This is a genomic window from Ornithinibacillus bavariensis, from assembly GCF_018333235.1.
Lineage (GTDB): Bacteria > Bacillota > Bacilli > Bacillales > Amphibacillaceae > Ornithinibacillus > Ornithinibacillus bavariensis.
The window spans coordinates 86,178-98,847 of sequence record NZ_BORP01000008.1 but is presented as its reverse complement, the minus strand read 5'-3'; the positions used below and the strand labels follow the sequence as shown (position 1 = coordinate 98,847).

Annotated in this window: 14 protein-coding genes and 1 riboswitch; of the genes, 6 read left to right on the top strand and 8 right to left on the bottom strand. The window is 36.9% G+C overall.

Annotated elements, in window-relative coordinates; translation table 11 throughout:
- Positions 1 to 15: 15 nt before the first annotated feature.
- The 3 genes from KI338_RS16565 (at position 16) to KI338_RS16555 (ending at position 2,105) form a co-directional block, all read left to right on the top strand.
- Entirely contained in the window at positions 16 to 1,212 is a 1,197-nt protein-coding gene (locus tag KI338_RS16565; RefSeq protein WP_212922136.1) for a hypothetical protein, read from the top strand.
- 42 nt (positions 1,213 to 1,254) lie between these two features.
- A riboswitch (guanidine-I (ykkC/yxkD leader) is annotated at positions 1,255 to 1,344 on the top strand.
- Between the two features lie 104 nt (positions 1,345 to 1,448).
- Positions 1,449 to 1,790, top strand: coding sequence for a DMT family transporter (locus KI338_RS16560; protein ID WP_212922192.1), 342 nt, complete (start codon positions 1,449 to 1,451; stop codon positions 1,788 to 1,790).
- Complete coding sequence (locus KI338_RS16555; RefSeq protein WP_212922135.1) at positions 1,791 to 2,105, top strand: DMT family transporter; 315 nt, start codon at positions 1,791 to 1,793, stop codon at positions 2,103 to 2,105.
- Here KI338_RS16555 and crcB read toward each other — a convergent pair.
- The 6 genes from crcB to KI338_RS16525 all read right to left on the bottom strand — a co-directional run bounded on the left by crcB (position 2,088) and on the right by KI338_RS16525 (position 5,883).
- Positions 2,088 to 2,444, bottom strand: coding sequence for a fluoride efflux transporter CrcB (crcB, locus tag KI338_RS16550; RefSeq protein WP_212922134.1), 357 nt, complete (start codon positions 2,442 to 2,444; stop codon positions 2,088 to 2,090). The genes KI338_RS16555 and crcB overlap by 18 nt on opposite strands.
- A complete protein-coding gene (locus tag KI338_RS16545; protein ID WP_212922133.1) occupies positions 2,441 to 2,839 on the bottom strand; it encodes a fluoride efflux transporter FluC in 399 nt (132 codons plus the stop codon). Before KI338_RS16545 ends, crcB begins: the two co-directional genes overlap by 4 nt.
- Positions 2,824 to 3,237: a Fur family transcriptional regulator gene (locus tag KI338_RS16540; RefSeq protein ID WP_212922132.1), complete on the bottom strand. Its 414-nt coding sequence runs from the start codon at positions 3,235 to 3,237 to the stop codon at positions 2,824 to 2,826. Before KI338_RS16540 ends, KI338_RS16545 begins: the two co-directional genes overlap by 16 nt.
- Before the next feature lie 80 nt (positions 3,238 to 3,317).
- Entirely contained in the window at positions 3,318 to 4,154 is an 837-nt protein-coding gene (locus KI338_RS16535) for a metal ABC transporter permease (protein WP_212922131.1), read from the bottom strand.
- 15 nt (positions 4,155 to 4,169) lie between these two features.
- On the bottom strand, positions 4,170 to 4,928 hold the full coding sequence (locus KI338_RS16530; protein ID WP_212922130.1) for a metal ABC transporter ATP-binding protein: 759 nt from the start codon (positions 4,926 to 4,928) through the stop codon (positions 4,170 to 4,172).
- Positions 4,929 to 4,944: 16 nt separating this feature from the next.
- Positions 4,945 to 5,883, bottom strand: coding sequence for a metal ABC transporter solute-binding protein, Zn/Mn family (locus KI338_RS16525; RefSeq protein WP_212922129.1), 939 nt, complete (start codon positions 5,881 to 5,883; stop codon positions 4,945 to 4,947).
- A gap of 338 nt (positions 5,884 to 6,221) precedes the next feature.
- On the opposite strand from KI338_RS16525, the gene KI338_RS16520 reads away from it, so the two are divergent.
- From KI338_RS16520 to KI338_RS16510, 3 genes are all read left to right on the top strand, one after another.
- Positions 6,222 to 8,621: a 3-hydroxyacyl-CoA dehydrogenase/enoyl-CoA hydratase family protein gene (locus KI338_RS16520; protein WP_212922128.1), complete on the top strand. Its 2,400-nt coding sequence runs from the start codon at positions 6,222 to 6,224 to the stop codon at positions 8,619 to 8,621.
- Positions 8,622 to 8,640: 19 nt separating this feature from the next.
- A complete protein-coding gene (locus KI338_RS16515) occupies positions 8,641 to 9,816 on the top strand; it encodes an acetyl-CoA C-acetyltransferase (RefSeq protein WP_212922191.1) in 1,176 nt (391 codons plus the stop codon).
- An 82-nt stretch (positions 9,817 to 9,898) separates the two neighbouring features.
- Positions 9,899 to 11,683 carry an acyl-CoA dehydrogenase FadE gene (locus KI338_RS16510; protein ID WP_212922127.1) on the top strand — a complete coding sequence of 595 codons (1,785 nt, stop codon included), beginning with the start codon at positions 9,899 to 9,901 and terminating at the stop codon, positions 11,681 to 11,683.
- Positions 11,684 to 11,852: 169 nt separating this feature from the next.
- On the opposite strand, the gene KI338_RS16505 is transcribed toward KI338_RS16510, so the two are convergent.
- Together KI338_RS16505 and KI338_RS16500 are read right to left on the bottom strand one after the other, a co-directional pair.
- Positions 11,853 to 12,383 carry a halocin C8-like domain-containing protein gene (locus tag KI338_RS16505; RefSeq protein ID WP_505804918.1) on the bottom strand — a complete coding sequence of 177 codons (531 nt, stop codon included), beginning with the start codon at positions 12,381 to 12,383 and terminating at the stop codon, positions 11,853 to 11,855.
- Between the two features lie 11 nt (positions 12,384 to 12,394).
- A complete protein-coding gene (locus KI338_RS16500; protein ID WP_212922125.1) occupies positions 12,395 to 12,598 on the bottom strand; it encodes a hypothetical protein in 204 nt (67 codons plus the stop codon).
- Between the last annotated feature and the right edge of the window lie 72 nt (positions 12,599 to 12,670).

Genomic DNA, 12,670 nt, shown 5'->3' with positions numbered 1-12,670 from the left:
AGGAGATGATGTGAAATGCACCCGAAAAATATGCTAATAACACATGCTTATTACCTAATAAGTGAAGGTATCATCTTTTACTTGCTAGCACTTCCGATTAGTTTCTATTATTTTCGAGAGATCTCATGGTGGAGATACTTCTTAATTATAGTAGGAATTGCTTTCGTCTTCTCAATTTGCGCCAAATTTTTTAAGAGTTATACACCGTATGTAGCACTCATTCCGATTATCACTTATGTTTTTATTTTATTAGGCTATCCGCTTTTTTTGAGTATAGCATTTGCCGGAATCATAGCTTGGCGGTATATTGTAATCCGAGCTAGATTATATTATAACTCAGAGACAGCCTATCTAAGCATGTCTATATTTCTTACATTATTAGGAATATTAATTGTAAGGGATATTCAGCTAGTTATTCTTCCATTGGTCCAAATTATTGTAAATATGCTCGGATATACAATCAGTAATTTGGTAGAAATTGATCGTGAGGAAAGAAAGTCCTTTAATCGTACCATGTGGCTGAAATGGATTGTCACGTTTACCGTTTTTACTGTTGTTATTTATTGGTTAAGAGACTCCTTAACATTGATGGCAAATGGGTTATGGAATTTAGTTGGTGACAGCCTTTCTTTTATTTTAACGGGAATCGTGAATATATTTGACTTTCTTCCTATCAATAATTTTGTTAACAATCATTCAGCAAATGAAATGCAGGGTGTTGAGTTGGTAAATCAGGATGAACCTTTTGAGTTGCCTGAGGAAGCGTCGAGTGCTGGTAATCTTGATTTTTTCATGGTGATTATAATTTGTGCGCTCATTATTATGTTCATATTAGCAATATACAGAGCGATGAAAGCAAAAGTAAGAGAAAGAAATATAACCTCTCCTTCAAATTTTAATAAAACGGAAGAAAAGCTAGATTTGCCTGGAAGAAGAAAACAAGTGCTTTTTAGAAAAAAGAAGGTCAAAATAGATCATCCTGTACGAAAACTAATGTATCAATTTGAAAAAAGAGCAGCAAAGCTTAAAATGGGACGCTTATCCTATGAGTCATTAGAAGATTGGTTTCAGCGACTTGGTTTTGAGGAAAATATCGATATATATCAAAAGGTTAGATATGGTGGTCAAGAGATTACTATAAAAGAACAAGAAGAAATAAAGCTTACTTTGAAGAGATTAGAGAATAGACTTTCAGTATTAGAAGAAGTTTAAATGAAAAGTAACTGTTCATGTGATATACTATAAGTAATTGCATAAAAGGTTTTCTAGGGTTCCGCATAATAATGGTCTGGTCCGAGAGAAAACGCACGAAAGTGTACACGGAGGGAGAAAAGCCCGGGAGGATATCATCTATTTTGATATCTTTCCCGGGCTTTTACCATTTTAGTAGGAGCTATGAATGAAGGAAAATCTGATTAAATAAATGAAAAGAAAAATGAGGTGGCATGATGAATAAATATTGGAATTTAATATGGATAGGTGTCGTTTTTGAGGTAGGCTGGGTTACTGGACTAAAACATGCTAATAGTTGGTGGACATGGGTGCTTACGATTGTTGCTATTTATGTAAGTATGCATTTACTTATTGTTGCTTCCAGTAAGCTACCAGTAGGTACATCCTACGCTGTATTTACAGGTTCAGGTGCGGCACTGACAGTACTTTTGGAAATGGTAGTGTTTCATGAACCTTTTAATCCAATAAAAATAGTACTAATTTTAGTATTATTAACAGGTGTTATCGGCTTAAAAGCCGTAACAAAAGAGCCGAAGCAGAAAGGAGATCAGTTTTAAATGGAATGGATATGTTTAATTATTGCAGGAGTTGGAGAAATACTTGGTGTGACTGGAATTAATAGAGTTAATCAGAAAAAAACGATTGGAAATTTCCTGCTGCTAGTTGGTGGTTTTACAATGAGCTTTCTCTTTTTATCAATTGCTATGCAAACCATTTCGATGGGAACTGCTTATGCCATTTGGACGGCTATAGGTACGGTAGGTAGTGTACTAATTGGCATGATAATATATCATGAGTCCAAAGACATTTGGCGCATAATTTTTATTGGTATGGTTATCGTCGCTGCAGTTGGATTAAAATTGATATCTTAAGCTCCATAGTATCAACGAAACGATACTAATAGAGACAAGTATGGAAATTAGAATATACCAAGCGGCCTGTACGAATTGTTTCTGTAATAAAAGTTGAAGTACTTCATTACCGAATGTCGAAAAAGTCGTATAGGCCCCACAAAACCCTACCCCTAAAAATAGCCAAAATGCCTCAGACAAGATTCTGGTTTCATGGGCATATACAATGAAAGCAAGAAGCAATGCGCCTGTAATATTAGCAATCCAAGTCCCAATTAATCGTTTGTCTAATTTGGTTGAAATATAAAAACGGAGAATACTTCCAAAAAACCCTCCAACAGCAACATATAAAAAACTCATTTAGATTCCTGCCTTTTAGTAGCACATAAATAGCCAATATAGCATAGAAAAATTCCGCCAACGATACTTATTATAATATAAAATATTGCGAACGAAATACTACTATGGAATAACGATACTACCTCAACGGAAAAAGTTGAAAAAGTAGTAAAGGAGCCTATAATACCAGTCGTACTACCTGTAAAGATCTCTGGTTTAAAATTCCTTCTTACAAGGTCTTGATGAAGTAAATAGCTTAAAATAAAGCACCCAATAAGATTGACGAATAAGGTATCATAAGGAAATAGTATATTATTTGCGAATAGGAGGGATACGCTATAACGCAATGTAGCACCAATCATTCCTCCTATTCCGACAGAAAGGTACAGCTTACTATGATTTAAACCCTTTGACATTCTGGACATAAGCCATAAATTTCAAATTTATGGTCCTCAATATCGTAATCTTTAAGGGACTTTTTAACTTCTTCCATTGGGCAAACATCAATTTCTTTTGTTCTTCCACAGTCCTTACAAATGAAATGGTGATGATGATGATGGGTACAGTTCATGCGAAAATGCTTCTCCCCATTTAATTCAGTAGTTTCTAAGATCCCCATTTCATTGTATAAATGGAGATTACGATAAATGGTATCAAAGCTTATTCCCTCATAGGTTTCTTCAAGATGTTGAATGAGATCCTTAGCAGTTCGGTAGCCATCTGCTTCCTCGAAATAAGATAATATATCTTTTCTTTTACCTGTTGTTTTATAGCCTTTTTGTTTTAAGAGTTCAATTGCGTCCGTTGTATTCATGATTAGTTCCCCACCTTTATTTCAGAGTAAGAAAGTACTAGTTTTGGTTAAATAGCAACAGCCATGTACACCCCGGCGCCTTACGCTTTTCGAATACGTAATTTCTTCATGCCGATTGTGATAAGCAGTATAAGAATCGCTACAACTACAATTGTCCCCCCAGGAGGAATATTTAAGTAATAACCTGACGTTAATCCTATCATAACAGCTAGCTCACCAAATGCAATAGAAAGAAACATCATTTGTTTAAAGCCTTTTGCAATTCGCATACTTGCTGCAACTGGTAGTGTCATCAATGCAGAAACTAATAGCACACCAACTATTTGAATGGAGGCAGCAATGACAAGTGCTGTTAATATAATAAATAGTAAATGAATCTGTTTTGAATGTATTCCCGATACACTAGCATATTCTTCATCAAATGAGAGTGTAAATAGCTCTTTATAAAATAAATAAATAATAAGTACAACCAATATAGATATTGCTAGAATTGTAATGAAATCGCCTTGACTAACAGCAGAAGCTGAACCGAAGAGAAAATTCATCAATTCCGTATTAAATCCATCTGCAAGTGCAATAAAAATGACACTAAGGCCAACCCCACCAGATAGAATGATGGGAATTGCAATTTCTTGATAGGATTTGTACACACTGCGAAGCTTCTCAATGAAAATAGAGCCTAAAACCGAAAATGCTAAGCCACTATATAATGGAGGTAGTAATATAAATGTAAATTTTTTTTCTAAAAACAATCCAAATGCAATACCTGCCAAAGTTACATGCGATAGTCCATCTGCAATTAAGGACAGACGCCTCACTACGATAAATGTTCCTAGTAAAGGTGCGATAATTCCGATTAGTATACCCGTTAAAAAAGTGTTTCGTAAAAAGTCAAATTGTATTAAATCAGCAATCATTTGTTTTCCCCCGTTTTAATGGTCATGTGATACTAAATTTACAGAATGACCATATGCTCTAGATAATTCCTCTGATGATAATTTCTCATAATCTCCCGGTTTTCCGTGGAAATGAAGGGTTTTGTTTAGACATGCCACATCAGTTGCAAATTTAGTCACTGTTCCAGTATCATGCGTAACCAATAATAATGTAATCCCTTGATTACGGTTTAAATCATGCAATAATTCATAGAAGCGTTTCACATTTTCTGTATCAACACCGACAGTTGGTTCATCTAAGATTAGTAATTCAGGCTGGCTAACGAGTGAACGAGCTATAAAGACACGTTGTTGTTGACCGCCAGATAGATTGCCAATGTTCTCATATACATATTCATCCATTCCAACCAGCTCGATTGCTTTCTTTATACTAGCTTTATGTTTTTGCGTGAAAAATTTAAAATACCCTATTTTACTCGTCAACCCAGTAGAAACTACTTCAAATACGGTTGCAGGAAATCCCTTATTAAAGGAATTCGATTTCTGAGAGACAAAGCCTATTTTTCTCCAGTCCTTAAATTGCTCAATAGGTTGATTAAATAAGGAAATGGATCCACTAGCAGGCTTTAGAATTCCTAATATTAATTTTATTAGGGTCGTTTTACCACCACCATTAGGACCAATCAGCCCGATAAATGATCCTTTATCAATAGTGAAATTAATATGATCTAGAACGACTTTTTTTTCATAGGAATAGGATATGTCTTGTAAAGAAATGATAGATTTGTCATTCATGCATTGTAACTCCTTTTCATTTTGTAACTTTATCCAATACGTTTAGATTTCGATACATCAAGGAAAAATAATCCTCGCCATGCTCGATATCATTTTCTGTCAGCACCTCTAAATTATGAAGAACGAACGCCTTGGCTCTAATTTCCTTTTGAATAATCGCTGATACGGAATTAATTGTGTTTTGTTCAAATAGTACATAATGCAAATTACTTTTATCCGCTTCTTTAATAATGGTTACCAGGTCTTTTTGTGAGGGTTCTTCACTTGATGTAATGCCATTTATAGGAATTTGGATAATTCCATACCGATCCTCCCAATAATTATAGGCAGCATGGGAAACTAGAATTTCTCTATTTGTTTTATTTTGCAGTGTTTCCTTGAATTTCTTGTCCAGTAATTTAAGTTCAATTGACAAGTTGTTAAAATTCTTTTCATAGATTGTTCTTTTATCTGGATTTAGTTCTATTAGTACATCCTTTACCGATTGTCCCATACGTATCATTCGTATCGGATCTAGCCATATATGTGGATTGTGATCATGATGGTTGTGCTCTTCTTCCCGTGCCCCATGTATTTCTGTTGTATGGGAATGCTCGAATAGTTCTTCATTCGCACTTAGTGGTATAAGTTCAACCTGTTCGGATTCCAGTGCGGAAGCAATTGTCTCCGAAAAACCTTCCATACCACCACCCATATAAATAAATGCATCACTCTTTGCAATGGATACCATGTCCTTTGCAGTTGGCTCATATGAGTGAGCTTCAACGCCAGGTGGGAAGATAGTTTTAGTAACAACAGTATCCCCACCAATCCTTTCAACCAAAAATTGAATAGGGTAAATCGATGTATAAATAGAGAGTTTCTCTTTTGGTATGTCAACTTGAGAGGAACTAGAGCAACCAAAAAGAAGGATGATAATCATAATGATTGAAATATATGATGATAATGGTTTCATATTGACCTCACAAAATATCGGAATAATAGTGAACATATTGTATAATATCGTAACCGTTACGATTTGTAAATAAGAATGATTACGTTTTGGGATTTCATTTTTGTAGATGCTACTCTTCTTAATAAAATGGCTATTTTAAGCTTTTGTATACGATACTAGTAAGGCTAAGTGGATAGGGATCGAGGAAAGTGTATGAAAATATAATTTTTCCTTCGCATTTTTTATTGCGAAATATCTGAAATTACATTATAGTAAGTATATATGGATAGGGGACTGTCCTTAATTTTTTACAAAAAAATGAATGAGTATTCATTCAAATAATGATTGGGGGACAAATCATGAAGCGAACAATCAAGCGTGCTGCAGTCTTAGGTTCTGGGGTTATGGGTTCTGGAATTGCTGCTCACTTGGCGAATATTGGTATTCCAACCATAATGCTTGATATCGTGCCAAGATCCTTGACAGATGAAGAGCAAAAGCAAGGACTAACACTAGAGGATAAGGATGTACGTAATCGAATAGCACAACAAAGTAAAGCGGCTTTATTAAAGCAAAAGCCATCACCAATCACTTCAAAAGCAAGTCTTGAATTAATTGAAGTTGGCAATATGGACGATGATATGGAAAAACTTGCAGATGTGGATTGGATAATAGAAGTTGTTGTTGAGCGTTTAGATGTTAAGAAAAGTGTATTTGAAAAAGTCGACCAGTACCGTAAGAAAGGCTCTATCATAAGTTCGAACACCTCTGGGATTTCTGTTGAGGCAATGGCAGAAGGACGTTCAGAGGATTTCCAAAAGCATTTCTTAGGGACGCACTTTTTCAATCCTCCACGTTACTTAAAATTATTAGAAGTAATTCCAACAAAACATACTGATCCAGAAGTTTTAACATTTATGAAACAGTTTGGTGAGGATGTATTAGGAAAAGGTGTTGTCGAAGCAAAAGATACACCAAACTTTATCGCAAATAGAATTGGAACGTATGGACTTTTAGTAACGGTAAGAGAAATGTTAAAAGGTGGATATAGTGTAGGGGAAGTTGACTCCGTAACAGGGCCATTAATTGGACGCCCGAAAAGTGCTACCTTCCGAACATTAGATGTAGTAGGCTTAGACACCTTTGTTCATGTGGCACGAAATGTATATGACCAGGTAGAGGGAACTGAAAAAGAAGTATTTGACATACCAGAATTTATGTTAAAAATGCAGGAAAATGGCTGGTTAGGTGCTAAAAGTGGCCAAGGATTTTTCCTAAAGAAAAAAGGAAAAGACGGGAGCACGATTTTAGAACTTAATCCAGAAACATTAGAATACGAAGAACGTAAGAAATTAAAAACACCTGCTATTGAAATGGCAAAGCAGGCAAAAGGTTCGCGCAACAAATTGAAAGCGCTTATAAACGCGAAAGGTGACCGTGCTGGAGACTTGATTTGGAATATTTTAAAACCAGCATTGCTTTATTCTGCGGAGTTAGTTGGCGAAATAGCTGATGATATTGTTGCAATTGATGATGCAATGAAATGGGGCTTTGGCTGGGAAATTGGTCCATTTGAAACATGGGATGCAATTGGTCTAATGTCATCTGTTGAACGCATGAAAGAAGAAGGAGAAACGATTCCAGATTGGGTTTTAAAACTAATCGATGCAGGAAACTCTTCCTTTTATAAAACTGAAAATGGAACTATTCAGTATGGTGACCAAGGTGCATACAAAGAAAAATCATTTAATCCAAAAGAAATTAATTTAAAACGTCTAAAGGACGTGAATGGGGTTGTTAAGAAGAACACTGGTGCAAGCTTAATTGATATAGGTGATGGGGTTGCACTACTTGAGTTCCATTCGAAAAGTAATGCGATTGGTTTAGATATTATTCAAATGGTGAACTTTGCAGTTGAAGAGGTTAGTCGTAACTATGAAGGTCTTGTCATCGGTAACCAAGGAAAGAATTTCTGTGTCGGTGCAAACCTTGCCTTAATGTTAATGGAAGCCCAGGATGATAACTTCTTTGAACTGGATATGGTTGTAAAAATGTTTCAGGATATGGGAACTACAATCAAATATTCGGAAAAGCCAGTAGTTGTTGCCCCGTTTAACATGACACTAGGTGGTGGTGCGGAAGTATCTTTACCAGCTACTGCCATCCAAGCATCAGCTGAAACCTATATGGGGTTAGTTGAATTTGGTGTTGGTTTAATTCCAGGTGGTGGTGGTACAAAAGAGCTTTACTTAAAGCAGCTTCGTAATCTACCAAAGGGTATTAATTTTGATCTAACTAAAGTTGCAAATGACGTCTTTGAAAAAGTTGCCATGGCGAAAGTATCAACCTCAGCGGCTGAAGCTAGAGAAAATGGCTTTTTAGATGCAAACGATCGAATAAGTGTGAATCCGGACCATTTAATCTACGATGCAAAACAGCGCGTATTAGAGCTAGCAAAAGCAGGCTACCGTGCACCAAAACGTGAAAAGATTCCTGTAGTTGGAGAAGCTGGCTATGCTGCAATGGTATTAGGAGCGAAAACACTTCAATTTGGTGGCTATGCATCTGATCATGATGTGAAGATTGCTGAAAAATTAGCATATGTATTATCAGGCGGACGTATTAAAGAGGGCTCTCTAATCGATGAACAAGTCATGCTAGATTTAGAGCGTGAAGCTTTCTTAAGCTTAATTGCTGAACCAAAAACTCAAGCTCGTATGCAACACATGCTCATAAAAGGTAAACCATTAAGGAACTAGGAAAAAGGGGGAAGAAATGGTGAGAGAAGCAGTTATTGTAGCAGGTGCTAGAACCCCTGTTGGTAAAGCGCAAAAAGGGTCATTGCGTAACACTCGTCCGGATGATTTAGCGGCATTGACCATAAAAGAAACATTAAAACGTGCTGGAAATTATGAAGGCAATATCGATGATGTCATTATTGGTTGTGCAATCCCAGAAGCGGAGCAAGGAATGAATATGGCTCGAAATATTGCTGGTCTTGCGGGATTAAAAAATGACGTACCAGGTATTACGATTAACCGTTATTGTTCCTCAGGCTTACAAAGTATTGCTTACGCATCGGAGCGTATCATGCTTGGTGCTAGTGACACGATTATTGCTGGTGGAGCAGAATCTATGAGTCTAGTACCCATGCCTGGTCATGTCATTAAACCAAATCCAACATTAGTTGCAAATGCACCTGGTTATTATATGGGAATGGGACACACCGCTGAAGAGGTTGCGAATCGCTTCGGCATCTCTCGTGAGGACCAAGATGCTTTTGCGGTTCAGAGTCATGAACGTGCTGCAAAGGCAATCGCAGAAGGTAGATTTAAAGATGAAATCGTACCCGTAGAAATCACGGAACGATTTATTGGTAAAAACAACAAGGTAGAAGAAAAATCCTTCTTATTTGATACAGATGAAGGAGTTCGTCCAGGAACTACAATGGGGGTCTTAGCAAAGCTTCGCCCAGTATTCCATGTCAATGGATCCGTAACAGCTGGTAACTCTTCACAAATGAGTGATGGGGCAGCTACTGTACTCGTTATGGACCGAGAAAAAGCAGAAGCAGAAGGTCTTAAGCCATTAGTAAAATTCCGTTCCTTCGCTGTAGCTGGTGTTGAGCCAGAAATTATGGGAGTAGGGCCAGTAAAAGCAATTCCAAAAGCACTTGAGATAGCAGGACTAAGCCTATCTAACATTGGCTTAATCGAATTAAATGAAGCATTTGCTTCCCAATCTGTTCGGGTTATCCAGGCACTTGACCTAGATACGAATATTGTCAATGTCAACGGTGGAGCAATTGCTCTTGGTCACCCGCTTGGCATGACAGGAACAAAATTAACCTTAAGCCTAGCCTACGAAATGAAGCGCCGTAACGTTCAATTCGGTATTGTAACGATGTGTATTGGAGGCGGAATGGGCGCAGCAGGAGTATTTGAACTCTTGTAAGTTCGTAATCTGTTTTTTGGAAAATAAACAATGAGTTTTAAAAGAATAAAAATAACATATAGGAAAAGAAAGGATGTTAAACATGAGTGAAACAAAAGAAAAATTGTTCAAAGGCGGATCCTTTTTAGTTGAAGACCTAAATGGAGAAGACATCATCACACCAGAAGACTTCACAGATGAACATAAAATGATCGCTAAAACAACTGAGGATTTCGTGGTTGGCGAAGTTTTACCAGTAGCAGAAAAATTAGAGAATCATGAATTCGAACATTCCGTAGAACTTCTAAAAAAAGCAGGAGAACTAGGTTTACTAGGGGCTGACGTACCAGAAGAATATGGTGGACTACAATTAGATAAAATTAGTTCATCCTTAATTACTGAAAAGTTCGCACGAGCTGGTGGATTTTCGATTACACACGGTGCACATGTTGGTATCGGATCACTTCCAATTGTATTTTTCGGTAATGAAGAACAAAAAGCAAAATATTTACCAAAGCTTGCAACTGGTGAATTAATTGCTGCTTATGCACTGACAGAGCCAGGATCAGGCTCCGATGCTTTAGGTGCAAAAACTACTGCGAAATTAAATGAAGCAGGAACGCACTATATTTTAAATGGTGAAAAACAATGGATTACGAACTCTGCTTTTGCCGATGTATTTGTTGTCTATGCAAAAATTGATGGAGAGCATTTCTCTGCCTTTATCGTAGAGCGAGAATTCCCAGGAGTTTCTACTGGTCCGGAAGAAAAGAAAATGGGTATTAAAGCATCATCCACTCGTACCCTTATTTTAGAGGATGCAGAGGTTCCAGTTGAAAACCTTTTGGGTGAAAAAGGCCGCGGTCATATCATCGCATTCAATATCTTAAACGTAGGACGTTATAAGCTAGCTATAGGTGGTGTTGGTGGTGCGAAACGTGCACTAGAGGTTGCAACACAATATGTAAACCAACGTAAACAATTCAACACACCGATTTCTAAGTTTTCATTAACACAAGAAAAATTAGCCACTATTGCATCTGAAATTTATGCAAATGAAAGCGCAGTTTATCGTACAGTTGGATTGTTCGAGCAGCGAATGGGTGCTTTAACAGATGAACAATTAAAAGACGGTCGTGAAATTGCCCGTGCAATTGCTGAGTATCAAATCGAATGCTCCATGAATAAATACACGGCAACGGAATTACTAGATCACGCTGCAGACGAAGCTGTACAAATGCATGGTGGATATGGATTTATGCAAGAATATGAGGTAGAACGTATTTATCGTGATTCCCGTATCAACCGTATCTTTGAAGGAACTAACGAAATTAACCGTTTACTCGTTCCTGGAACATTACTGAAGAAAGCAATGAAGGGTGAGTTACCTCTATTCCAAAAAGCAATGGCACTTCAAGAAGAGCTAATGATGATGATGCCAGAAGAGCCAGGTACAGAGCCATTAGAGCAAGAAAAATATTTACTAAAAAATGCGAAGAAAATCGTCCTTCTTGGAGCTGGATTAGCTGCACAAAAATACATGCAGAAGATTGAAAATGAACAAGAAATCTTAGTAAACCTTGCTGATATGGTTGCAGAGGTTTATAACATGGAAAGTGCCATTCTTCGTACAGAAAAAGCAATTAACAATTCTGGCGTAGAGAAAAACAAGCAAAAGCTTCTATATACGCAAGTGTATGTACAAGAAGCATTCAACCGTATTGAAGCAGACGCGAAGGAAACACTTATTGCAGTGGAAGATGGCGATACATTACGTATGATGCTTTCTTCACTTCGTAAGTTAACTCGTCACACACCAACAAATGTTATTGCGAAGAAACGTGAAATTGCAGTAGGAATTATTGAGGCTGAGAAGTATATTGTATAATTAGTAAATGGAATTAAAAGAATCGCACAAGGACATAGGTCTTTGCACTAGTCCTTGTGCGATTCTATTTATAACCGATTGAAAATAATTATTTTGGGGATAACTTATTAATTGGAAAATGTTGCTGTTTTATATATTAAATCGTTTTGGATTATAAGCTAAATTCCCATCAACCACAAATAGCAATTGTTGCAGCAGTACAACCCAATGCACCGATTAAACCGCATACAGAAGCTAAGGCTAATCCGCCAACACCAGTTGTAATTCCTAAGGCGGCTGCTAGGGCAAAGCAACCAGCGCCTCCACCAGTTCCACATAAGGCACCCACGACCCACTCACACCAACCATACGTAGAGAATTCTGGTGCCATATCGTTTACTACCTCTTCAAAAAATTCATCTTGACTAATAATATCCCCATTTTCACCAACTATTTCTCCATCCATATTTATATTCATGGAAAAGCCTATATCATCATTTACTACCATTCTAATGTTAATAAGACCACTTTCCGTAAGTTCTCCATACATCTTTTTGACCGTCAACACGTTTTCTTTCTCTAGGTCAAATAGAATTTCTGCATAGGCAAGATTATCCGAACTAACTTTGTTCCCGATGATAAAGCCTACTGAAGCTACCTGTTGATCGCCATTTTCAGCCTTATTTATTACTTTGTCATCTTTATTTAGTCTATTAACTATACTGTCTTTTGCTAGCTTTTTGTACTTTTTGTCTTTTTAACTTTATTCCAAATATCTTTAAACTCTTTTTCATTTACATTGGATGTAGGTGCTACTAGACAATTGTTACCGTCACAAGAGGTGTTTCCTAACGAGGCAAATACTGAGTTTGTTGGTAAAAGTAGTAATACAAAGGTGATTAGTAGTAATAGTTTTTTTTGAACTCCACTTTTCATATGATCTCCCCCAATCAAATATATTACTTACCATGAAACGACCGACAGGCGCCAAATATTATCCTTTGATCT